This is a genomic window from Natronomonas salina, assembly GCF_013391105.1.
GTDB lineage: Archaea > Halobacteriota > Halobacteria > Halobacteriales > Haloarculaceae > Natronomonas > Natronomonas salina.
The window spans coordinates 595,314-617,573 of record NZ_CP058335.1; the positions used below are offsets into that span (position 1 = coordinate 595,314).

At 68.7% G+C, this 22,260-nt stretch carries 23 protein-coding genes; 14 read left to right on the plus strand and 9 right to left on the minus strand.

Annotated elements, in window-relative coordinates; translation table 11 throughout:
• Positions 1 to 79 precede the first annotated feature (79 nt).
• Genes HWV07_RS03350 through rpl12p form a run of 3 tightly spaced genes read left to right on the plus strand, consistent with a single transcriptional unit; the run spans position 80 to position 2,148 of the window.
• Positions 80 to 718: a 50S ribosomal protein L1 gene (locus tag HWV07_RS03350; RefSeq protein WP_178332941.1), complete on the plus strand. Its 639-nt coding sequence runs from the start codon at positions 80 to 82 to the stop codon at positions 716 to 718.
• Positions 715 to 1,791 carry a 50S ribosomal protein L10 gene (locus HWV07_RS03355; RefSeq protein WP_178332942.1) on the plus strand — a complete coding sequence of 359 codons (1,077 nt, stop codon included), beginning with the start codon at positions 715 to 717 and terminating at the stop codon, positions 1,789 to 1,791. Before HWV07_RS03350 ends, HWV07_RS03355 begins: the two co-directional genes overlap by 4 nt.
• 6 nt (positions 1,792 to 1,797) lie before the next feature.
• Entirely contained in the window at positions 1,798 to 2,148 is a 351-nt protein-coding gene (rpl12p, locus tag HWV07_RS03360) for a 50S ribosomal protein P1 (RefSeq protein ID WP_178332943.1), read from the plus strand.
• 201 nt (positions 2,149 to 2,349) lie between these two features.
• On the opposite strand, the gene HWV07_RS03365 is transcribed toward rpl12p, so the two are convergent.
• Complete coding sequence (locus HWV07_RS03365; RefSeq protein ID WP_178332944.1) at positions 2,350 to 3,030, minus strand: DUF6517 family protein; 681 nt, start codon at positions 3,028 to 3,030, stop codon at positions 2,350 to 2,352.
• Positions 3,031 to 3,203: 173 nt separating this feature from the next.
• Here HWV07_RS03365 and HWV07_RS03370 point away from each other — a divergent pair, with 173 nt between their 5' ends.
• Both HWV07_RS03370 and HWV07_RS03375 read left to right on the plus strand, forming a co-directional pair.
• Positions 3,204 to 5,117: a metallophosphoesterase family protein gene (locus HWV07_RS03370; RefSeq protein ID WP_178332945.1), complete on the plus strand. Its 1,914-nt coding sequence runs from the start codon at positions 3,204 to 3,206 to the stop codon at positions 5,115 to 5,117.
• Positions 5,118 to 5,240: 123 nt separating this feature from the next.
• Complete coding sequence (locus HWV07_RS03375; protein WP_178332946.1) at positions 5,241 to 5,723, plus strand: PadR family transcriptional regulator; 483 nt, start codon at positions 5,241 to 5,243, stop codon at positions 5,721 to 5,723.
• A gap of 44 nt (positions 5,724 to 5,767) precedes the next feature.
• On the opposite strand, the gene HWV07_RS03380 is transcribed toward HWV07_RS03375, so the two are convergent.
• The 3 genes from HWV07_RS03380 to HWV07_RS03390 form a co-directional block, all read right to left on the minus strand.
• Positions 5,768 to 8,098 (minus strand): alpha-L-rhamnosidase-related protein, encoded by a 2,331-nt coding sequence (locus HWV07_RS03380; RefSeq protein WP_178332947.1) that lies wholly within the window; start codon positions 8,096 to 8,098, stop codon positions 5,768 to 5,770.
• A 133-nt stretch (positions 8,099 to 8,231) separates the two neighbouring features.
• Positions 8,232 to 9,725: a cysteine--tRNA ligase gene (gene cysS, locus HWV07_RS03385; RefSeq protein ID WP_178332948.1), complete on the minus strand. Its 1,494-nt coding sequence runs from the start codon at positions 9,723 to 9,725 to the stop codon at positions 8,232 to 8,234.
• A 39-nt stretch (positions 9,726 to 9,764) separates the two neighbouring features.
• Positions 9,765 to 10,232, minus strand: coding sequence for a DUF7523 family protein (locus tag HWV07_RS03390; RefSeq protein WP_178332949.1), 468 nt, complete (start codon positions 10,230 to 10,232; stop codon positions 9,765 to 9,767).
• 111 nt (positions 10,233 to 10,343) lie between these two features.
• Here HWV07_RS03390 and HWV07_RS03395 point away from each other — a divergent pair, with 111 nt between their 5' ends.
• The 3 genes from HWV07_RS03395 (at position 10,344) to HWV07_RS03405 (ending at position 14,024) form a co-directional block, all read left to right on the plus strand.
• On the plus strand, positions 10,344 to 11,966 hold the full coding sequence (locus HWV07_RS03395) for a long-chain fatty acid--CoA ligase (protein ID WP_178335974.1): 1,623 nt from the start codon (positions 10,344 to 10,346) through the stop codon (positions 11,964 to 11,966).
• Positions 11,967 to 12,034: 68 nt separating this feature from the next.
• A complete protein-coding gene (locus HWV07_RS03400; RefSeq protein WP_178332950.1) occupies positions 12,035 to 12,925 on the plus strand; it encodes a CbiX/SirB N-terminal domain-containing protein in 891 nt (296 codons plus the stop codon).
• Position 12,926: 1 nt separating this feature from the next.
• Entirely contained in the window at positions 12,927 to 14,024 is a 1,098-nt protein-coding gene (locus HWV07_RS03405) for a DR2241 family protein (RefSeq protein WP_178335975.1), read from the plus strand.
• Here the strand turns inward: HWV07_RS03405 and HWV07_RS03410 are convergent.
• Entirely contained in the window at positions 14,013 to 14,576 is a 564-nt protein-coding gene (locus HWV07_RS03410) for a DUF7524 family protein (protein ID WP_178332951.1), read from the minus strand. The two genes, HWV07_RS03405 and HWV07_RS03410, sit on opposite strands and share 12 nt — an antisense overlap.
• 88 nt (positions 14,577 to 14,664) lie before the next feature.
• Entirely contained in the window at positions 14,665 to 14,859 is a 195-nt protein-coding gene (locus tag HWV07_RS03415) for a methytransferase partner Trm112 (RefSeq protein WP_178332952.1), read from the minus strand.
• Positions 14,860 to 14,940: 81 nt separating this feature from the next.
• Here HWV07_RS03415 and HWV07_RS03420 point away from each other — a divergent pair, with 81 nt between their 5' ends.
• Entirely contained in the window at positions 14,941 to 15,357 is a 417-nt protein-coding gene (locus HWV07_RS03420) for a GIY-YIG nuclease family protein (RefSeq protein WP_178332953.1), read from the plus strand.
• A 17-nt stretch (positions 15,358 to 15,374) separates the two neighbouring features.
• Here the strand turns inward: HWV07_RS03420 and HWV07_RS03425 are convergent, their stop codons facing one another.
• Positions 15,375 to 16,235 (minus strand): DMT family transporter, encoded by an 861-nt coding sequence (locus tag HWV07_RS03425; RefSeq protein WP_178335976.1) that lies wholly within the window; start codon positions 16,233 to 16,235, stop codon positions 15,375 to 15,377.
• Positions 16,236 to 16,339: 104 nt separating this feature from the next.
• Here HWV07_RS03425 and HWV07_RS03430 point away from each other — a divergent pair, with 104 nt between their 5' ends.
• Both HWV07_RS03430 and HWV07_RS03435 read left to right on the plus strand, forming a co-directional pair.
• Positions 16,340 to 17,200 (plus strand): DMT family transporter, encoded by an 861-nt coding sequence (locus HWV07_RS03430; protein WP_178332954.1) that lies wholly within the window; start codon positions 16,340 to 16,342, stop codon positions 17,198 to 17,200.
• Positions 17,201 to 17,265: 65 nt separating this feature from the next.
• Positions 17,266 to 18,156: an SDR family NAD(P)-dependent oxidoreductase gene (locus HWV07_RS03435; protein ID WP_211694210.1), complete on the plus strand. Its 891-nt coding sequence runs from the start codon at positions 17,266 to 17,268 to the stop codon at positions 18,154 to 18,156.
• Positions 18,157 to 18,177: 21 nt separating this feature from the next.
• On the opposite strand, the gene HWV07_RS03440 is transcribed toward HWV07_RS03435, so the two are convergent.
• Positions 18,178 to 18,657 carry an SRPBCC family protein gene (locus tag HWV07_RS03440; RefSeq protein WP_178332956.1) on the minus strand — a complete coding sequence of 160 codons (480 nt, stop codon included), beginning with the start codon at positions 18,655 to 18,657 and terminating at the stop codon, positions 18,178 to 18,180.
• Between the two features lie 88 nt (positions 18,658 to 18,745).
• Positions 18,746 to 19,171, minus strand: a complete 426-nt coding sequence (gene lrpA1, locus HWV07_RS03445; protein ID WP_178332957.1) for an HTH-type transcriptional regulator LrpA1 — start codon at positions 19,169 to 19,171, stop codon at positions 18,746 to 18,748.
• Positions 19,172 to 19,352: 181 nt separating this feature from the next.
• Here lrpA1 and HWV07_RS03450 point away from each other — a divergent pair, with 181 nt between their 5' ends.
• From HWV07_RS03450 to HWV07_RS03460, 3 genes are read left to right on the plus strand one after another with little or no spacing between them, the layout of a single operon-like run.
• Positions 19,353 to 21,308, plus strand: coding sequence for a 3-hydroxyacyl-CoA dehydrogenase/enoyl-CoA hydratase family protein (locus HWV07_RS03450; RefSeq protein WP_178332958.1), 1,956 nt, complete (start codon positions 19,353 to 19,355; stop codon positions 21,306 to 21,308).
• Between the two features lies 1 nt (position 21,309).
• Positions 21,310 to 21,777, plus strand: coding sequence for a PaaI family thioesterase (locus HWV07_RS03455; RefSeq protein WP_178332959.1), 468 nt, complete (start codon positions 21,310 to 21,312; stop codon positions 21,775 to 21,777).
• 1 nt (position 21,778) lies between these two features.
• The gene (locus HWV07_RS03460) at positions 21,779 to 22,243 is read left to right on the plus strand and encodes a MaoC family dehydratase (RefSeq protein WP_178332960.1); all 465 of its coding nucleotides are present in this window, start codon (positions 21,779 to 21,781) and stop codon (positions 22,241 to 22,243) included.
• Positions 22,244 to 22,260: the final 17 nt, after the last annotated feature.

A 22,260-nucleotide genomic window follows, 5' to 3' on the forward strand; every position in this document is an offset into this window, starting at 1 on the left:
CACCTCGTCGGAAACGAGACAGGCACCGCCTGTTTCACACCGTAGTAGCCCACAGTGGCTGCGACTACGGAGGTGAACGATGGCAGATTCGATACAGGAAGCAGTATCTCGCGCGATCGAGGAGGCCCCCGAGCGGAACTTCCGTGAGACGGTGGACCTCGCGATCAATCTGCGCGACCTAGACCTAGACGACCCCAACAACCGGGTAGACGAGAGTATCGTCCTACCGTCGGGTACGGGCCAGGACACGCGTATCGTCGTGTTCGCCGAGGGCGAGACCGCAATTCGCGCCCAGGACGTCGCCGACGACGTGCTGGACAGCGACGACCTCGAGGACCTCGGTGACGACGACAACGCGGCGAAAGACCTCGCTGATGAGACGAACTTCTTCATCGCGGAGGCCAGCATGATGCAGGACATCGGCCGCTACCTCGGGACCGTCCTCGGTCCCCGCGGGAAGATGCCGACGCCCCTGCAGCCCGACGACGACGTCGTCGAGACGGTCAACCGCATGAAGAACACCGTCCAGGTCCGGTCTCGTGACCGGAAGACGTTCCACACGCGCGTCGGCGCCGAGGACATGTCGGCCGACGACATCTCGGACAACATCGACGTCATCCTGCGCCGCCTGTTCACGGACCTCGAGAAGGGGCCCCAGAACATCGACGCGGTGTACGTGAAGACGACGATGGGTCCGGCCGTGGAGGTGCCCGCATGAGCGCCGAAGCCGAATCCGAACGGAAGACCGAGACCATCCCGGAGTGGAAGCAAGAGGAGGTCGCCGACATCGTCGACTTCCTGGAGCGCTTCGAGTCCGTCGGCGTCGTCGACGTCACGGGCATCCCGAGCCGCCAGCTGCAGGACATGCGCCGCGAACTGCACGGCACCGCAGCCCTGCGCGTCTCGCGGAACACCCTCATGGAGCGGGCCCTGGAGGAGGTCGACGAGGGCCTCGAGGACCTGACCGAGCACATCGAGGGCCAGGTCGGCCTCATCGGCACGAACGACAACCCCTTCGGGCTCTACCAGCAGCTGGAGGCCTCGAAGACGCCGGCGCCGATCAACGCCGGCGAGGTCGCCCCCAACGACGTCGTCATCCCCGAGGGTGACACCGGCGTCGACCCGGGGCCGTTCGTCGGCGAGCTCCAGCAGGTCGGCGCGAACGCCCGCATCGAGGGCGGCTCCATCCAGGTCGTCGAGGACTCGACGGTCCTGGAGGCCGGCGAGGAGGTCTCCGCGGACCTGGCGAACGTCCTCAGCGAGCTCGGCATCGAGCCGAAGGAGGTCGGCCTCGACCTCCGCAGCGTCTTCTCCGACGGCGTGCTGTTCTCGCCGGAGGAGCTGGACATCGACGTCGAGGACTACCGCGCGGACGTCAAGTCCGCGGTCGCGGCGGCCCAGAACCTCTCGATCAACGCCGAGTACCCGACGGCCCAGACGGTGCCGTCGATGCTCGCGAAGGCCGCCGGCGAGGCCAAGTCCGTGGGCGTCTCCGCAGCCGTGGAGAGCCCCGATCTCGCCGACGACCTCGTGGCGAAGGCCGACTCGCAGGTCCGCGCGCTCGCGGCCGTCATCGACGACGAGGAGGCCCTCCCCGAGGAGCTCCGCGGCGTCGAGGGCGAGCCCGCTGGCTCGAGTAGCGAGCCCGCAGACGCGACTGCCGAGGCGGACGCAGACGACGCAGACGACGAATCGGAAGCGACTGACGAAAGCGATGCCGAGGCCGACGACGCCGACGACACCGACGACGGTGAGGACGGCGGCGACGCGCTCGGCGACATGTTCGGGTGACACACAATGGAATACGTTTACGCAGCACTCATCCTGCACGAGACCGACGAAGAGATCAACGAAGACAACCTGACGGACGTCCTCGAGGCAGCGGGCGTCGACGTCGAGGAATCCCGCGTCAAGGCGCTCGTCGCCGCGCTGGAGGACGTCGACATCGAGGAAGCCGTCGAGACGGCCGCGGCCGTCCCCGCGGGCGGCGCCGGCGGTAGCGGCGGTGCCGCAGCGGGCGGCGCAGCCGACGAGGAGGCCGCCGACGAAGGCGGCGAGGACGAGGCCGAAGAGGAAGAAGCCGAAGACGAAGGCGACGACGAAGACGAGGGCGACGGCGGCGAAGGCCTCGGCGAGCTGTTCGGCTAACGTCGGCTTCACATCCACATTCTCTATCTTTCAGGCGAGTAGCGACAGCAACAGCGACAGTACCGACGGTCTCCATTGGTGCGCCTATATTTCGCAACCGGGGCAGCGAGGGACTCGCTGTCGCTACGACGTCGCACATCGATTGTACGGCCTCGCGGTTCCAACGCCGCTGAGAACAGATAGTGAAGCCCGACTGGAACGCTACGCGCTCGAGTTGTCGTTCGTCCCGTTCTCGCTTGCGTCCGATCCAGTCGAGACCGGGTGCTCGACGCCGCCCATCAGCGTGTCGACGTTCTCCTGCTCTTCGAGCCTCTGTGGGTGGACGCCGATGGCGAGGACGATGTCGTCTTCGTGTTCGACCTTGCCGATGTGGAGGAACACGTCGACGTTCTGGCCGCCCTGCGTCTCGGCCTCCGCGCTGAACTTCGTGACCGAGACGGTCTCGCCGAGCATGGAGACGTCCCGCTCGTCGACCTCCTGGACGTTCTGGACGCTCCCGTACTCCTGCTGGAGCTTCTGTGCGAGCTCCTTCTCGCTCATGTCGTTGACCGGGTTCAGCGGCCCGACCGGGCCGACCTCGACCTTGGGCGTCGAGAGGACGGTGAAGCGGGCGAGTTCACCACCGATCGGCCCGATTTCCACCTCGTTGGAGTACTCGGCCAGCCGGTTGATCACGACGACCGTCCGGTCGACCTGGTCGTAGTCGCGTTCGATCGTCATGTCCTCGACCCGCTGCTCCTGGTAGTCGGTCTCGGACTGGACCTGGTCGGGGACGACCGCCGTGTCGGCCTCGAACGTGACCTCGTCGCCCGAGAGGAGGTCGGTGCAGCCACCGAGCAACAGTGCCGACGAAGCCCCTGCCAGTACCGCGCGTCGTTTCATGAGTCCTGCTATCCGACGGGTCGCCATAAATTCGGTGGCCGACACAGCGACGAAGTATATCATATCTCGTAGGGGCGGGGGGAAATGGCACCGACCCACTCGTGGCGTTCTTATAGTGGCGGAGTAGGCCTGCAGTAGCCTTTCCCGAGGCAGGTTGCATGTGACCATCAGCCATGACGAAGGAAGACCCCTCGGTCCGCAGACGGTCGGTACTGCAGGGCGTCGGCGCCGGACTCGTCCCCCTCGCGGTCGGGGACGCCGCGGCCGACCCGGTGAGCGAACCGGTGGACGATGCCGTCAAGACCGCACCGAGCGTCTTCGGTGAGATCGGCCGACGCATCGACGAGGTCCGGTATCCGCTCGTCGGCGTCCCCGCGATCAAGGAGCCAGGCGAGACGCTCCGTGTCGAACTAGATTTCCAGGCCGACCCGGGAGACATCTCGGCGACGCTGGAGCCCTCGTTCGGCATCGCCACGCCAGAGACCGAACTCGAACTCGAGTCCATCGACAGAGGGGAAAGCGAGATTTGGCGCGATGAGGAGTATTACGTCGCCGAGATCGTCGTCCCCGAACTCGACCGACAGTTCACCGAGGGGCTGTACGATCTCCGCGTCGAGTGGGATAGTGGAGACTCGCAGGTCGAAGGGAACGTCGACGGCCAGCCGCGGGCAGTCAGTATCTACGACTCATTCCCGGACAACCCAGAGATTGCGATCATGGGCGACCCGCACGTCGGCGATCCACGGCCGTTCCAGGACGGCGCCCGCGAGGCGTTCGAGGCCCGCGATCCCGAACCGTTCCTGTTCCGGTACGGGGAGACGTTCGGAACGGGCACGGAGGACGACAGGTGGGGTGCCTTCCAGCGGGCGGCCGCGGAGATCAACGCCGAAGCGCCGGACCTTGTGTTCGTCATCGGCGACCTCGCGTTCGGTTCGGCGAACTACTACCAGGAGTACGAGGACGCCTACCGAGTGCTCAACCAGGTGAACGCGCCGACGTTCGTCACGCTGGGCAACCACGACGGCTACATCTCGCCGGGCGCCGGCATCGACGGCAAGGAACTGTGGCGTCGCTACTTCGCGCCGTGGCACTACAGCGTCGACATCCGCCCGGACCTGCACTTCGTTTCCATCGACTCGTACGACTGGCCCGCCCTGGACCGGACGACGGTCTCGTCGGTCCCCTCGACGTGGGGCGGACAGGTCCGCGACGAGCAGTTTGGATGGCTCGCGGACGACCTCCGATCGTGGCGCGACGACAACGAGGGGACGATCGTGACGATGGCTCATCACAACCCATCGTGGCGGCAGACCGAGGGCGGCGAAGCGACGGGAACGACCGACGGTGTCCCGGGTGTCGAGCAGGTCGGCCGCGGCGCGGAGATGTCGGGCGGCGGCTGGGTCGGGAAGAACCGCCTCGAACTCCGCTCGCTGCTCGCGGAGGTGGGCGTCTCCCTGCACGTCTCCGGACACGAACACCGCGACCGGGTCGCACGCTACCACGGTGACGACACGGTTGTCGCGACGACGGGGACCGGCCTCGAACACGTCGGACCGGACGGCGAGGTGCTGGAGACGACGACAGGTCGGAAGCGAGAGATCCTCACCGAGGGTGAAGGGCCCTTGTTCCTGGAGGTGACGACCGCGGCCTCCGGGACGACGGAGTACTGGGGGTGGCGGACGGTCTCGGTGGCTCGCGACGGGAGTCGGGTCGACCCCACGCAGTTCGGTTATCCGGTCACCGACGAGTTCCTGGCCGAGCGAGCCCTCGAACCCGACCAGTGGTCCGCGGCGAACGCCGACCTTGGCTTGTACTCAACCCCCTCGTATCGAGTCGACGCCCGCATAGTCGAGGCCAGTCCGGAGCGAGTTACGGTCCGCATTATCAACGATCTACACCGCGAGTTCGACGGCGCGGTGACGATCCCCCTCCGCGCGCGCCGCGGCGTCCGGGTATGGAACGGGGTGAAACGCTGGCAGCGGTCGGACGGCGACTGGCAGGACGTCCGCATCGCTTTTTCGGCCGATCAGGGGAAATCGATAGACGTGACCGCCGAGACGGCCTCTAAGGAGTCTAGTAACGGTTGATTAAGCCGCCAAACTCCATGCTTATCATTTACTTGCGAACCGTTCATCCGTCCTACATTACGTGGCATTTATAGTAGTGGATGTCTACGGGAGGAGTATGGAAACCTTGCAGGTGGTAAGCCAATGAGTTCCCAGGAAGGACCTGGGCCGTCCCTCGAAAGCCTCGTCGACGACCTCAACAAGAGCCGCGCACCCACGACCGGCGACCCGGCCGCACGCACGGAGTCACTCGTCGAAGAGACGACCAGCTCCATGTTCGGCGGCGCCGGTCCGGACATCGACGACGGCCTCATCAAGCAGTCCCTCCCGGAACTGCTCGTGGTCCTCGTGGGCCTCCGCGAAGCCGAGACCCACGGGAAGGGCATCATGGAGGACCTCAGCCGGTTCTTCGGCGCCAAGCTCAGCCCGGGTACGGTGTACCCGACGTTGCACGACCTCGAAGAGCAGGGCGTCCTCGAGATGCGCGAGCTCATCCAGACGAAGGAGTACGCGGTCGACGACACGGACGCGGCCAGCGAGGCCCTCCGCGACGCGATGGGCCAGCACCTGGCACTCGGCGTCCTGTTCCACCGCGCCATCCAAGAGCTCGACGACTCCGACGAGTAAAACCCCAATTCCCACTTCTTCGAACGCTAACTCCTGAGCGACAGCTACCGGCCACGACCGTGAGCAGTATCGGACCGTCCCCGATCCCGTTCTCGGAGCGCCACGATAACGCCGCCGCAATCCGCGAACTGCTCTGCCCGCGCCGCGACGTCTGTGGGCGGGTACGCCTCCAGCGTCGCCAGGTAGAACAGCGTCTGCTCCCAGGTGTGCGGCTGGGCGTTGATGGAGACCACATCACCGTCGTGGACCATCCAGAACTCGCCGATGATGCCGGACTCGCGTGCGTGCTCGTGGGCGACCCAGTCGATACCCTCCCGAACCCTCGCGAGCTTCTCGTCGTCGTCCTTCCAGGCCTTCGCGAGTGCGACCAGCGCCTTCAGTTCGTACCCGCCGAACGCACCGTCGGCGTCGGGCTTGGGCTGTTCGAACGTCTCGGAGACCCCCTCCCACAGTGTTTCTAAATGCGTCTGCATTCGGTCGTCGTCGAACGGCTTGAAGCAGACCGGCCAGGCGACCGGGGCGTAGACGCCGGGGAACGGTGCGACCGGGATGCCGCCCGGACGTGGGACGTCCGGGTCTTTCGTGTAGCCGCCCGCCTCCTCGTCGTACGTCTCCGCGTCGATCGCGTCACCGAGTTCCCGCTTCCGGGCCTCGTAGCGCGACGACGCCTCGGCGTTTCCGAGCTCGGAAGCGGCCCGGACCGCAGAGTCAAGCGCCAGCCAGACCGGCGCCGCCCCGACTACCGTCTGGGTGTACGCCGCGTTGTCGTCCTCGTGGGCGCGCTGCTGCATGCCGTTCTCGGGGTCGCGGTACTCGACGAAGAAATCGGCGGCGGCCTCGATGGCCGGGTAGACCGCCTCGAGATACTCGCGGTCGCCGGTCGCCTCGTAGTGGTCCCACAGCGTCCAGACCGTGAAGCCAGTCTGGTCGATCTCCCAGGGGACCGGCCCACCGACGGCGCCGTCAGCGTAGTAGTTCATCGCCCAGTTACCGGGCGGCACCTGCGGGCTCCCTTCGTTCGGGTCGCCGGTTCGCTGCTGGAGGTCGGCGTACCAGCGGTTGTGGGTGTCGACGAACTCGTGGAGACCGACCAGGTCGAGCGCGTGGTTGAAGAACGCGCCGTCCCGTGGCCAGTCCTCCCCGTAGGGCGGCTGCGTGGCGATCGAGGCGACGACGGCGCCCGTCTCCCGGTCGACGTTCGTCACCAGCGTCACGAGCGCCCGGTTGCAGACCGTCTGGATCCGCTCGTCGTCGGTGTTCGGCATGGGTGCGTCGGCCAGCAGGTCGTCGAACCACTCGCGCTTAGCTGCGACGACGTCGTCGACCGATCGTTGGCGTCCCGACTCCAGGGCAGCAGTCGCGTCGACGGGCGTCTCGCCCGCCCCCAGTACGACCGTCTCCTCGGCTCTACCATCCTCGAAGGTCAGGTCGGTAACGATCGCAGCAGTCGCCTGGCCGGCGTAGGCGTCGTTCCCCGGGAAGGCCCCCTCGCTGGCGGCGTCGAACGCGTCGCGGGTCGGCCCTGCAGCCGCGGGCGCTGCAGCCGGGTCGTGGGCGTCGCCGCCGACATGGTGGGCGGTCGTCTCGCCGTCGAACCCCCAGGCGAGGGCCACCCGCGACCGCTCGCCCGTCGAGTCGTCGACGCCGTCACCCTGGAAGACGACGGCGTCCGACTCGGCGTCGTACTGCGCGAGCCCGTCGTTGGCCTCCTCGAAGCACCAGTCCTGCGTGGGGTTGCCGACGTGCTTCGTCGTCACGGGGTTGACGTTCGCGAAGGCGACGAGTCGGACGTCGGTCGGCGCGTCCGAATCTCGCTCGACGGTGACGCCGCGGACGAACGTGTCCGATTCCCGAGCGACGACTGACCGAACTCTGACGGTAAGGCCGCGTTCGTCGTCGCGGTGGACCGTCTCGACGCTGTCCGAACGGTCGTACTCGTAGCTCTGCTCGGTCGCCAGTTCCCGGAGCCACGTCGTCTCGCCGTCGACGACGAGGCCGAGGAACGCGCCCTCGTTCTGCGCGACGCCCCAGCGCGGTTCGTCCCGCGACGTGGTGTGGTACTTGACGTGGTCGTAGAACGACGGCGACGGCCACTTCAGGACGGTGATCATCCCCTCGTCGTTCAGCGCGACCGAGAGGCCGCGGTTCCCGCTCTGGGCATGGATATCGGTCGGGCCGTACAGTTCGGGGTCCTCCTGGGGCTTGACGCAGCCGACCGACTTCACCAGCGCGTTCTCGATACCCGGGTCCTGCTCTCTCAGGTCCCCTACGGTATCCTCCAGTGGGTTGCCGTCTACACTTCCTAACAGTGCCGGGGCGACGCCGGCTGCGCCGACCGCACGCAACAGCGACCGTCGACTGGGATCGTCTGGCATGGGCGGCCAGAGCGAACCCAGCGGTTTATCAATTCTACCATGTGTTTACTGTTGATTATAAGTGAGCGGATCGGAACACCGACGATTACTGGGCAGGAAGACGCAACCCCACATCATCAGCCACGAACGACGTTCAGAGTCGGTAGCTCGGCCCGTCGTCGGTGTCCTGCACCTCGACGCCGAGGGCCTCGAGGTCGTCGCGGAGCGTGTCGGCCCGCTCGTAGTTGCCGGCGTCGCGTTCGGCCTCCCGGACGTCGAGGACGAGTTCGACGAGTTCGCCGGCCAGCGTTGCCTCCCCCTCCGCGGTGCCGTCGAAGTCGAAGCCCAGCACCTCGCCGCCGAACTCCTCGAAGGCCTCGACGGTCTCCCGGAGCGCGCGGTAGTCGTACTCGTCGCGCTCGTCGAGATGGCGATTCGCCGCGCCCGCGAGGTCCAGCAGCGCCGCGAGCGCCTCCCGGGTGTTGAAGTCGCCGTTCATCGCGTCGGTGAACGCCTCCCGCGTCTCGGCGACGCCGTCACGCAGCTCGGACTCCACCTTCGTGCGCGCGTCCGGGTCGTCGACGGCCTCCTCGACGCGCTCGTAGGCGTTCTCCAGCCGATCCCAGCGCTCGAGGGCCTCCTCGACCGCTTCCTCGCTGTAGGTCTGCGTCGAGTTGTACGACGCCGACAGGAAGAACATCCGCAGCGAATCGACGCCGAAGCGCTCGACGGCCTCGTTGACCGGGACGAAGTTCCCGAGGCTGGAGGACATCTTCTCCTCGTCCATCTGGAAGAGGTCGGCGTGCAGCCAGTAGCGGGCGAACGGCTCGCCCGTGGCGGCCTCGCTCTGGGCGATCTCGTTCTCGTGGTGCGGGAACACGAGGTCGCGACCGCCCATGTGGATGTCGAGGGTCTCGCCGAGGTGCGTCATCGACATCGCCGAGCACTCGATGTGCCAGCCCGGGCGGCCCTCCCCCCATGGTGAGTCCCAGGTCTGGCCGGCGGGACTGTCGGCGTCGTACTCCCGGTCGTCGTGGCGGTGCTCGTCGACGGCGTCAGCGTCGACGCCGCCGGCCTTCCAGAGCGCGAAGTCCGCGGGGTGGCGCTTCTCGGCGCGCTCCTCCTCGGGGCCCTGGGCCTCGACCTCCTCGATCTCTTGGTTCGACAGCTTGCCGTACTCCGGGTACTCGGTGACGTCGAAGTACACCGACCCGTTCGACTCGTAGGCGTAGCCCTTCTCGACGAGCGTCTCGACGAGGTCGACGATCTCCGGGACGTGCTCGGAGACGCGGGGGTAGACCTCCGCCCGCTTGAGGTTCAGCGACCGCATGTCGGTGAGCAGCTGGTCGATGAAGTGCCGCGCGACGCCGCCCTCGTCGTCGCCCAGGACGTCGTCGTCCGTCCGCTCGCCGACGCGCGCGACGATCTTCTCGTTGACGTCGGTGATGTTCTCCACGTGCCGGACCGAGTAGCCGAGGTGCTCGAGCCAGCGGTGGATGACGTCGACGTGGACCCACGTCCGGGCGTGCCCGAGGTGGGCGTCGTCCGAGACGGTCAGCCCGCAGTAGTACAGCAGGACGTCGTCAGGGTCCGCCGGCTCGAACAGTTCGCGCTCGCCCGTGAGCGTGTTCGTCACGCGAAGGCTCATTACCGGGAGCGTCGCCCGGAGGCGGTTTGAATGCGTCGCTTACAGGGCGTCTTCCACGGCCCGCACCGCGTTCGCGCCGGCTCGGCGGCCGACCACGACGACGAGCGTTCCCTCCGTCCCACCGGCCGCTTCGACCTCGACCTCCGCGGTCCCGAGCCGGGCGAGCACGTCCCCGAGCACGGCGGCGTCGACCTCCCCCTCGGCGACCACGGCGGTGTAGTCACCACCGTCGGCGCTGAACCCCGTGTCGCCGACGACGAGGAGCGCGTCGTCGGACTCGTCGGCGCGGCCGACTCCGGATTTCATCGAGACGCTGGCGCGGCGCTCCGACGGGGAATAGTCCTCGAGGTCTTCGACGTACCGGCGGAGCGCGGCGGCGACGGCCTCCTGCTCCCCGACGTCGAGGAACCGCGCCGCGGCGGTGTAGTTGACGACGCCGGCCCGGAGCGCGGTCTGGAGGAACGGGTGCTCGCGGACGGCCTCGCGCGTGTCGGCTGCGACGGTCATGGACGGTGCGTCGGCGCTCGGCGACAAACCGGTATCGGTTCCAGAGGGCGACGCCCGGATCTGGTTCCGGGAAACGACTATGTGCTTCGGTACCACACGTCCCACCCTATGATGGACGTTCAGCTGACGGTCGACGCCATCCTCGACCGCGCCGTCGACCTGTTCCCCGACAGGGAGATCGTCACGAAGCGGCCGGACGGTTCGATCCACCGCTACACCTACGCCGACCTCGACCGCCGAGTTCGCACGCTTGCCAACGCGCTCGACAGCCTCGGCGTCGAACGCGGTGACCGCGTCGGCACCGTGGCGCTCAACCACCACCGGCACCTCGAACTGTACTTCGCGCCGCCCTGCTCGGGCCGGTCGATCCACATGTGCAACATGCGCCTGCCCGACGGCCACTTCCAGCACACGGTCAACGACGCGGAGGACAAGGTGCTGTTCGTCGACCCGGCGTTCCTCGAGAAGGTCGAGGCCAGCGCAGACCAACTCGAGACGGTCGAGCAGTACGTCGTCCTCGGGGAGTCCGTCCCCGAGACGTCGCTGGAGCCCGTCGTCGCCTACGAGGACCTCCTCGACGACCACGACGCCGACTACGAGTGGCCCGAACTCGACCAGGACACCGAGTGCGGGATGTGCCACACCTCGGGGACGACTGGCCTGCCGAAGGGCGTCCCCTACACCCACCGGGCCATCTACCTGCACAGCATCATGTGCGGGCACGTCGACGCTAACGGGGTGAGCCAGCGGGACACCGTGTTGCCGGTCGTCCCGATGTTCCACGCCAACGGCTGGGGGCTCCCCTACGCCGCGACGCTCGTCGGCGCCAAACAGGTCCTCCCAGGCGTCCACACCGACCCCGGCCCCATCGCCGAACTCATCGACTCGGAGGCGGTGACCGTCTCGGCGGCGGTCCCGACCATCTGGCTGGAGATGGCCGACTACCTCGACGACCACCCCGAGGTCGACATCTCGAACATCGACCGGCTGACGGTCGGCGGCAGCGCGCCGCCGGAGGCGCTCATCCGGCGGTACGACGAGGAGTACGACGCGCCCATCATCCAGGGGTGGGGGATGACCGAGATGTCGCCGCTCGGCACGCTGAGCGTCCTCCGGAAGGAACTCGACGACGCGCCGGCCGACGAGCGGTACGCCCACCGCGCGATGGCCGGTATGCCCGTCCCGGGCGTCCAGACCCGCATCGTCGGCGACGACGGCGAGGCGGTCCCGCGGGACGGCGAGTCGATGGGCGAACTCCAGGTGCGCGGCCCCTGGGTCGCCGACCACTACCACGAGCGGCCCGAGGAGAACGAGGAGTCGTTCACCGACGACGGGTGGCTCCGGACCGGCGACGTCGCGACGATGACCGAGAACGGGTACGTCGACATCGCCGACCGAGACAAGGACGTCATCAAGTCCGGCGGCGAGTGGATCTCGTCGCTGGACCTCGAGAACGAACTGATGGCCCACGAAGCCGTCGCGGAGGCCACCGTCGTCGGCGTCGACCACAGCAAGTGGCAGGAACGCCCCCTGGCCTGCATCGTCGTCCGCGACGGCCACGAGGTCACCGAGGAGGAACTGGAGGCCCACCTCGCGGAGACGTTCCCCGACTGGTGGCTGCCCGACGTCTACGAGTTCCTCGAGGCCATCCCGCGGACCTCGACCGGCAAGTTCGACAAGAAGCAGCTCCGCGAGCAGTTCGGTGACGTGACGCTCTCCGAGGAGGCCTCCTGAGGGGGCGATTCCCGGCGCTATCCCGCCGCCTTCGAAGGCCCTAAGGCCGCCGTAGCCTACGGTCGGGTATGCAAGCGCTGGTCATCGTCGCGCACGGGTCGCACCTCAACCCGGACGCGAGCACGCCGACCTACGAGCACGCCGACACCATCCGCGAGGCCGGCGTCTTCGACGAGGTCGAGACCGCCTTCTGGAAGGAGGAACCGCACTTCCGCGAGGTGCTGCGGACCCTCGAGAGCGACGAGGTCTACGTCGTCCCGCTGTTCATCTCGGAGGGGTACTTCACCGAGGAGGTCATCCCCCGGGAGCTCCGCCTGGAGGGCTGGGAGGCCGACACCTGGGAGTCTGATGGCACGAGCGCGACGCACGCCACCCTCGAGGCCGGCGACGTCGCGAAGACGGTCCACTACTGCGGGCCGGTCGGCACCCACGACGCGATGACCGACGTCGTCGTCCGCCGTGCTGAGACCATCACCGGCGACCCCGACGTGGGCGAGGGGTTCGGGCTGGCGGTCGTCGGCCACGGCACCGAGCGCAACGAGAACTCCGCGAAGGCCATCGAGTACCACGCCGACCGCGTCGCCGAGCGCGACCGCTTCGACGAGGTGAAGGCGCTGTTCATGGACGAGGAGCCGGAGATCGACGACGTGACCGACCACTTCGGGAGCGACGACATCGTCGTCGTCCCGCTGTTCGTCGCCGACGGCTATCACACCCAGGAGGACATCCCCGAGGACATGGGCCTGACCGACGACTACCGGACGGGCTGGGAGACGCCAGCCGGGGTCGACGGCCACGACGTCTGGTACGCCGGCGCCGTCGGCACCGAGGCGCTGATGGCCGAAGTCGTCCTCGAGCGGGCCGCCGACGCCGGCGCCGAGGTGGGCGACGCGCTGGCGGAGGTCCGTCGACGGACCCGGGTCGCAGGTGGGGACGCCACAGCCAGCGCGGGTGACTGACGTGCAGGACGAACACCTCGACGCGCTCGTCGCGGCAGCGGACGCCGAGGACGTCGACTTCGACGGCCTCCGCGTCGAGCGCGGCGAAGACGGCTACACCTTCGCCACGCCGGAGGAGACCCACGAAGAGCTCGAGGAGGCCGACCTCAGGACGGTCGCTGCCGAGAACCCCTGGTACGTCTCCAACTGGCACTACTGGACCGCCCCCGACCGACCGGAGCCCGAGCAGGCGTTCCTCCGGTGGGTCGAGGGCGCCGACGAGCGGTCGGTCCCGGAGCGCTACGAGGCTCTCGCCGACGGCGGGCTGACCGAGTCGTGGGGGCAGCTCCGGATCGAGACTCGCCTCGGCGACCACGGCGAACGCGTGTACACGGTCCGTCACGAGGACGACGCCGACGCCGCGGTCGAAGCTCTCGAGGTTCACACCGACCCACTGGACGCCCGGGAGCTCGTCAAGTACGACGACCAGGGTCGGTACCGGCCGCTGAAGACCGCGCCGTCGCTGCCGACGGGCTGGGCGTTCGTCGACCTCGACGGTCGCGGGCTGGGCCGGACGGTCGACGTCGTCTACCCCGCGACCATCGCGAACTGGCACCTCGAGCGGCAGGGCGACCTCGACGTCTCCCACTGGAAGCCCACGATGGCGCGGCAGACCGGCATCTACGGCGTCATCGAGACGTGGGACCGCGGCGAGGGCCACGAGCACGTCGAGCGGGTCGCCGAGGCCTGCTGTGTCGACTCGCAGTGCCTGAAGCGCCGCGAGTGGCAGTACGACGAGGAGACCGACCTCGCGGTCGACGGGGGCGACGGCGAGTTCCCCTGCCGGGAGCCCTGCTCGCTCGTCGTCTCGGCCGCCCGCCAGTGGACTAAACTCGAGGGCGAGCAGCCCCAAACGTACGAGTTCGAGCTCACGCCGAGCGAGAAGGAGCAGATCGAGGACATCGTCGACGCCGTCGCCGAGGGGACGGCCGACGAGGTGCGGGAGGCCGACGTCTACGACGGCGCGAACCGCTACCGGGCGCGGTACCTCCGGGCGAAGCTGTTCGACGAGGACGGCAACCTCGGCGGCGTCCCGACGGACCGCGAGTCAGGTCAGTAGGTAGTAGGCGGCGACGGCACAGAGCGCGCCGGCGACCACCGAGAACAGCCCGAGGGCGAAGCTGAAGCCGTCGGCGGCGAAGATGGCACCGACGGCCAGGAGTAGTGCGATACCGCCGAGGACGCCGACGGGGAGGGCGCGGAGCGACGGCGAGACCTCCATCTCGGCGCCGTCGTTGGGGCGATCGAGGTCCGGGTCGACCTCCACCGGTCGCTTGTTGGCCGTCCGGTCGAGGACGACGTCGACGTAGTGGGTCTCCTGGCCGTGGGCGGCGACGACCTTCAGCTTCCCGCGGACGACGTCGGCCGGCCAGTGTTCGGGGTCGCGGACCTCGATCTCGATCTCGCGGGTCTCGCCGCTGTCGACGAAGTGGTTCGTGGCGCCGATGCGGGCGACCTCCGAGAGCCGGTCGTCGAGGTTGAGGTGGACGTGGACGCCCTCCCCGTGGTTGGTCAGCTCGACGACGAACGGACCGCCGACTTCGAGGGTGTCCTGGACTTCCAGGGTGTGCAGCCCGTTTTTGTTCACCGCGACGCCGAGCGTATCGGTCACGGGCGACAGGTCGCGCGGTGGGGTAAAAAAGGCTACTGCTCGACGAGCAGCGCGGGCCTCGCGCCGTTCGGCATCGTTCGACGCCCGATCAGGCTGCCGCCTCGTCGCGCATGTCCGGCGGCAGCAGGTTCGGGATGCCGTCCTCGATAGGGTACTCCTCGCCGCACTCGGTGCAGACGAGGCGGCCCTCGAGGATCTCCTCGTCGTCCTCGCGGATGACCTCCAGTTCGAGGTCGCTCTTGTCAAGCGGACAGCACAGGATGTCCATCAGCGACTCCTTCATACCACTCGCTCCGGCGGGCCCCGGCAAAAACGTGCCGGGACACTCCGGGGGAGTTTTCCCCGGACGCGTCGAAGCCCGCCCGTGACCGGCGGGACGTACACCCTGCTCGTCGAACTGCCCGACGCCGTGACCCTGGAGGTGGGCGCCCTCGGCGAGCGACGGCTCCCCGCGGGCTGGTACGCCTACACCGGCAGCGCGTTCGGCGCGGGCGGTTTCTCCCGGGTGGACCGCCACTACGAACTCGCGGCCGGCGAGCGCGAGGCCCGACACTGGCACGTCGACTACCTGCTGGGCCACCCGGACGCGCGGATCCGCGGCGACGTCCGGACGCCCGACGAGGACGTCGAGTGCGCGGTCGCGCGGGCGCTCCCCGAGTCCCCGGTCGAGGGGTTCGGCGCCTCCGATTGCGACTGCACGGCCCACCTCGCCTTCGACGCGGACGGCACCCGCCTCCGGGCGGCCGTCTCCGAGGCCCACCGGCGCGCCAGGACCGAGTGAAAGTGAACGAGCGGACGTCAGGCCCGCGCCGACGCGGTGAGGTAGATGCCGAACAGGACGACGCAGCCGCCGAGTAACGTCGTCGGCCCGGGAAACTCGGCGAGGAACGCCAGCGCGAGGATCGTCGCGCCGACCGGCTCGCCGAGCAGCGAGACGCTGACGACCGACGACTCGAGGTGTTCGAGCGCCCAGTTGACGACGGTGTGGCCGAACAGCCCCGGGCCGACCGCCATCCCGAGGAAGATGAGCCACTCACGGCTGCCGTACCCCGTCAGCTGCAGCCCCTCGACGAGCGCGACGACTAACAGGGTGGCGGTGCAGGCCGCGTAGACGACGAGGACGTACGGGACGAGCGCGACGCGCTGGCGGAGCGACCGGCCGACGAGGACGTAGGCGGCGGCCATCACCGCGCCCAGTATCGCCAATGCGTTGCCGTACAGCGGGTGGGCGCCCGCGACGGCGGCGCCCGAGAGGAACTCGCCGACGGACATCGCGACCATCCCGGCGACGGCGACGCCGATACCGAGCGCCTTCCGGAGGCCGATGCGCTCGCCCAGCACCGCGGCGGCGCCGACGGCGACGAAGATCGGCTGGGACTGCACGAGCGTGACGCTGGCGGCGACGCTGGTCCACGCGAGGCTCTCGAAGTACGCGGCGAAGTGCACCGCGAGGGCGGCGCCCGTGACCACGGCGATCGCCAGGTCCCGGCGGTCGAAGGCGCGGAAGTCGCCGCCGTAGCGGGTGGCGGCGAACGGGGCGACGAGCAGCGTCGTCAGGAGGACGCGGTAGAAGGCGAGGACGACGGCGGGCGCGTCGCTCCACCGCACGAGGAGCGCGCTGGTCGAGACGGCGAGGATGGCGACGCCGAGGGCGACCATCGGCGGCGTGCGGTCCTCCAGGCGGGCGAGCACACCGACACTCGCGCGGGGAACCGCCAAGTCGCTTCCGCAACGGATTAGCCCGGGCCCGGGGTGACGACCGTATGGACGACGCCCGCGTCGGCGCGCTGCTGGTCCTCGGCTCGGCCGCGGGGTTCGGCACGCTCGGCGTGCTGGGCGTCGTCGCCGGCGACGAGGGGCTGTCGATCCCGACGGTCCTGTTCCTGCGGTTCGGACTGGCGACCGTCGTCGTCTGGGCGGTCCTCGGCGCCCGCGGCGAACTCGAGCTCCTGTCGGGTCGGAACCTCGTCGTGGGCTTCGCCCTCGGCGCCTTCGGCTACGCGGCGATGAGCGGCCTCTACTTCGTGGGCCTGGAGTACATGACCGCTGGGCTGGTCGGCATCACGCTGTACACTTACCCGGCGTTCGTCCTGTTGCTCGCGGCGACGTTCCTCGACGAACCGGTGGGCCGCCGGAGCGTCGCGGCGCTCGTCGCCACGCTCGGCGGCGTGGCGCTCATCACGGGCGCCGACCCGGCCGCGGCCGACCCGCTGGGCGTCGGCATCGTCCTCGTCGCGGCCGGGGTCTACGCCACCTACATCACCGTCAGCCGGACCACCCTGCGGGACGTCTCCGCGCCGACGCTCACCGCCCACGTCATGCCGGCGGCGGCGCTGACGTTCCTCGTCGTCGGCACAGCGACGGACTCGCTGGCGATGCCGGAGGGCGCGATCGCCTGGGGCGCCGTCGTCGGCATCGCGGTCCTCGCGACGGCCGGCCCCATCTTCGCGTTCTTCGCCGGGCTCTCACGGATCGGCGCCGGACCGACGGCGATCCTCAGCGCGGTCGAGCCGATGGTGACGGTGGCGCTGGGCGCCCTGTTCCTCGACGAACCGGTCTCGGCGGTGGTCCTCGCGGGCGGCGCGCTCGTGCTCGTCGGCGTCGTGCTCGTGCCGCGACGCTGATGCCTGCCCCGCCCCGGCTCAGAGACAGCACGTTATATACGGGAGCGTTCGAACCGACGCGACACATGCTCGAAGACAGGGTCTGCATCGTCTGCGGCGGCGGCAACGGCATCGGCGAGGAGACGGCGGTCGCGATGGCCGAGGCGGGCGCGACGGTCGTGGTCAACGACCTCGGAGTGGACGTCTCCGGGGAAGGCGCCGACGAGCAACCGGCGGAGGAGACCGTCGAGCGCATCGAGGACACCGGCGGCGAGGCGATGGCGCACTTCGGCGACGTGACGGAGCTCGCCTACACCGAACAGCTCGTCGCCGACGCCGTCGAGGAGTACGGCGCGGTCCACGCCGTCGCCAACTTCGCCGGCGTCCTCCGGGACTCGATGCTGTTCAAGATGGACGAGGCGGAGTGGGACACCGTCGTCGACGTCCACCTGAAGGGGCACTTCTCGCTGCTCCGGGCGGCGTCCAGCCACTGGCGCGACCGGTACAAGCAGGACGACGGCTTCGAGCGCGAGCGGTCGTTCGTCTGCGTCTCCAGCGGCGTCTCGGTCGGCAACGTCGGCCAGGCCAACTACTCGGCGGCGAAGGCCGGCATCCTCGGGCTCATGCGGACCGCGGCGCTGGAACTCGACCAGTACGACGTCCGCGTGAACGCGATGTGGCCGACCGCGCTCACCCGGATGACCGAGGACCTCCCCGGGATGGCCGGCGTCGACCCCGACGACATGGGGCCCCAGCACACCACCGCCGTCCCGGTGTTCCTCGCCGGCGAGGCGGCGGAGGGCGTCACCGGCTGTACGCTCGCCATCGCCGGCGACAGCGTCGCCATCGTCTCCGACCCGGAGCGCGAGCGGACGCTGTCGAGCGAGGAGGGACAGTGGTCACCCGACGAGATCGCCGACCGCTGGGAGGAGCTCACCGACGGCTTCGAGACGCGACGGATGACCAGCGGTTACTAAATGGAGATCGACGGCAGTAGGTTACTCCAGCAACTCCTTCGTGCGTCGGTGGCGGTGCCGGAACATCGGTTCGAGGCCGACGACGCCCACCGGCGACGCCGCGCGTCCGAGCGGGCCGCAGGGCAGTTCGTACGCCACGCGGTCCTCGACGACCGTCCCGTCGCCGTCGGCGAAGAACCGGTGAGTGTGCTCCCAGTGGGGGAACGGGCCCTCCCGCATCTCGTCGCGGAACATCGCGGCGCCGTCGTCCTCGGTGCGCTCGAGGATGTGGGAGGTCCAGTCCTGTCGCGGGCCGACGCCGAAGGGCCGGATGGACGCCTCGACGATCGACCCGGCGTCCAGGACCTCGGGGTCGACCTCGCCGTCGGGGCCGGTCACCCGCTCGATCTCGAGGTTCAGGAACGCCGGCGTGAGCTGCTCGAGCCCGTCGGCTGTGGCGTGGAACCGCCACACGTCGGCGAACGGGGCGGCGACCCGCGTGCGCCGGTGGTAGGTGGCCATGTCGGACGAAGGCGGGCGAGGAACAAAACGGCACGGACGAGGGGACGCGAGTCGGGACCGGGAGTGCGGAAGCGATCGGCGGCCGGCGCTACTTCAGTCGTTCCTGGAGGAAGGAGGGGTGGGCGGCCTCCACGCCGTCGATGGAGAGGATCTCCTCACGGATGATCTCGCCGACCTCGTCGCCGTCGGCGGCCCGGACCTCCGCCATCAGCATGTGGTCGCCGCTCGATGAGTACAGCGACTCCACTGCGGCGAGGTCCTTGAGCTTCCGGGTCACTTCGACGTAGCGTTCGCTGGCCACGTCGACGCCGACGAGGGCGATGGACTGCCCGGAGAGCTTCTTGGGGTCGATGTCGGCGGAGTAGCCGACGATGACGCCCTCCGACTCCAGCTTGTCGATGTACTTCCGGACCGTCGGCTTCGACACGTCCGCGCGTTCGGCGATTTCGGCGTAGGAGGCCTGGGCGTCCTCTTCGAGGACTGATAGGATCCGATCCTCCGTCTCCGCGCTCATGGGAGTACGTTTTCCGTCGACGAAAAAATATCTTCCGAACGATAAAACACCCTCGACCCCCGAACGGGTCGGCTCGATGCCGTCGCGCGGTTTTACAACAGTAGTTGATGGACACGTATTCCCTAACAACGCTAATCTGGTGAGGTACCCTTAAGGGGCTGCCGGTGGGAGTCTGTGGCGTATGACGCTCGATGACATCGACCGCGTCGCCGTGCTCGGCGCGGGGAGCATGGGACACGGCATCACGGAGGTCGTCGCGCTGGCCGGCTATCGGGTCACGATGCGCGACATCAAGGAGGAGTTCATCCAGGACGGCTACGACGACATCGAGTGGTCCCTCGAGAAGCTCGCCGAGAAGGACCGCATCGACGAGTCGCCCGAGACGGTGCTGGACCGCATCGACATCACGACCGACCTGGAGTCGGCCGTCGAGGACGCCGACCTCGTCGTCGAGGCCGCCCCCGAGGAGATGGAGATCAAACACGACATCTTCTCCGACCTCGACGAGTACACCCACGAGGACGCCATCCTCGCGTCGAACACCTCCTCGCTGCCGATCACCGAGATCGCCGAGGCAACCAGCCGACCGGAGCGCGTCGTCGGGATGCACTTCTTCAACCCGCCGGTGAAGATGGACCTCGTCGAGGTCATCTACGGCCAGGAGACCAGCGACGAGACCGCCGAGACGACCTACGAGTTCGTCGAGTCCATCGACAAGACGCCGATCTACGTCCGCAAGGACGTCCGCGGGTTCGTCGTCAACAGCGTGCTCGGCCCCTTCGGCGACGAGGCCGCCTGGATGGTCAGCCAGGGCGAGGCCGAGGTCCGCGAGGTCGACGGCACGATGGTCCACGAGCGCGGCTACCCGATGGGCCCCTTCGAGCTCTCGGACATGACCGGCATCGACATCGGCTACCACGTCCGCAAGGAGGCCGGCCAGCCCATCCCGCCCATCGTCCAGGAGAAGGTCGACGCCGAGGAGCTCGGCCAGAAGACCGGGAAGGGCTACTACGACTACGAGGACGGCGACGGCGCCGACTACGGCCCCGAGGACGCCTCCGACGACTTCGACTGGCTCCGCATCGAGGCCCGCATCATCAACGAGGCCGCGAGGCTCATCGGCGACGACGTCGCCACCGCGGAGGCCATCGACACGGGCCTCCGGCTCGGCGCCGGCTTCCCCGAGGGCCCCTGCCGCCGCGCCGACAAGATCGGCCTGGACACCGTCCTCGAGAAGCTCGAGTCGCTGTACGAGGAGCACGGCGCCGACCGCTACGAGCCATCCGAGCACCTCCGACAGCTCGTCGAGGCGGGCAACACCGGCGAGGACGCCGGTGCCGGCTTCTACGAGTACGGCGAGTCCGCCGACCGCGACTACACGACCATCAACGTCGAGCACCACGACAACGGCCTCCTGGAGGTCGAACTCGACCGCCCGGAGCGCATGAACGCCCTCAACCAGGACCTCATGGACGAGGTCGTCCACCTCCTGGAGAACGTCGACGTCGACGAGGTCCGGGCGGTCACCTTCGAGGGCGCCGGCGACCGAGCGTTCTCGGCGGGCGCCGACATCACCGGCTTCTCCGGCATCGACCCCCACGAGGTCGAGGTCACGCCGGTCTTCCAGACGGTCAATGACTTCCCGCGGCCGACGCTGGCGAAGATCGACGGCTTCTGCCTCGGTGGCGGCCACGAACTCGCCCTCGCCTGCGACCTGCGGATCGCCACCGAGGACTCCGAGTTCGGCTTCCCCGAGATCAACCTCGGGCTGCTGCCGGGCGGCGGCGGCACCCAGCGCGCCATCCGGATGCTGACGGAGGCACGCGCGAAGGAGCTCATCTTCCGCGGCGAGCGCATCGACGCCCAGACCGCGGAGGACTGGGGACTCATCAACCGCGCCGTCCCCGCCGAGGAGTTCGACGACACCGTCCAGGAGTTCGTCGACGACCTCGTCGGCGGCCCGCCGATCGCCCTGCGGAAGGCCAAGCAGGTCATGAACGAGGGTCGGGACCAGGACATCTCCGCGGGCCTGCAACTGGAGTCGCAGGCCTTCGGCCTCCTGCTGTCGACCGACGACATGATGGAGGGTGCCACCGCGTTCATGCAGGACCGCGAACCCGAGTTCGAGGGGCAGTAGGATGGGCGGCTGCGAAGCCGGTGACGCCGGCACCGACCCTTCCGACGCGGAGCACCGCGACGACGCCCTCGAACAGGCGCTCCGCGAGCACGGGCTCTTCCAGTGGCTGAACCTCGACATCGAAATCGTCGAACCCGGTCGCGTGGTCTTCGACCTCCCGTTCGACGAGAAGTTCGCCAACCTCGCGTCGGGGACGGTCCACGGCGGCGTCACCGCGACGGTCATCGACACCGCCTCGGGCTTCGCCCTGCGGTCGACGTTCGACGACCCCGCCTCCGCGCGGCTGACGACGACCGACCTCAACGTCCGCTACGTCCGGCCCGCGCGGAACGACCTCCGCGTCGAGGCCGAGGTGGTCCGGGCGGGCGGGTCGATGGGGTTCACCGAGAGCGAGGTCACGACGATGCACGACGGCGAGGAGAAGGTCGTCGCGACGGGCGGCACCAGCTACCGACTCTTCAGAGACTGATATGAGCGACACCACCGACGAACCAAGCGTCTTCGCAGACATCGAGGAGGGTGACACGGACGTCACGCAGGGCCGGACGATCACCGAGGCCGACGTGACGAACTTCGCCGGCGTCTCCGGCGACTTCAACCACCTCCACACAGACGAAGAGCGGATGGCGGACTCGCCGTTCGGCGAGCGCATCGCCCACGGGATGCTCGTCGTCAGCGCGGCGACGGGGCTGCTCTGGCAGAACCGCTCCGAGGAGGAACGGGAGGCCGTCGTCGCCTTCTACGGCATGGACGACCTGCGGTTCCGCCAGCCGGTCTACATCGGCGACACCATCCGCGTCGAACTGGAGGTCCTCGAGACCCGCGAGAAGGGCGAGGACAGCCCGGGCAACGGCACCGTCCAGTACCTCGCGGAGATCAAGAACCAGCGCGACCAGACGGTCGTCTCCTGCAAGATGACGTCGCTGCTGAAGTAGCCGCCCCTCCCTTTTTC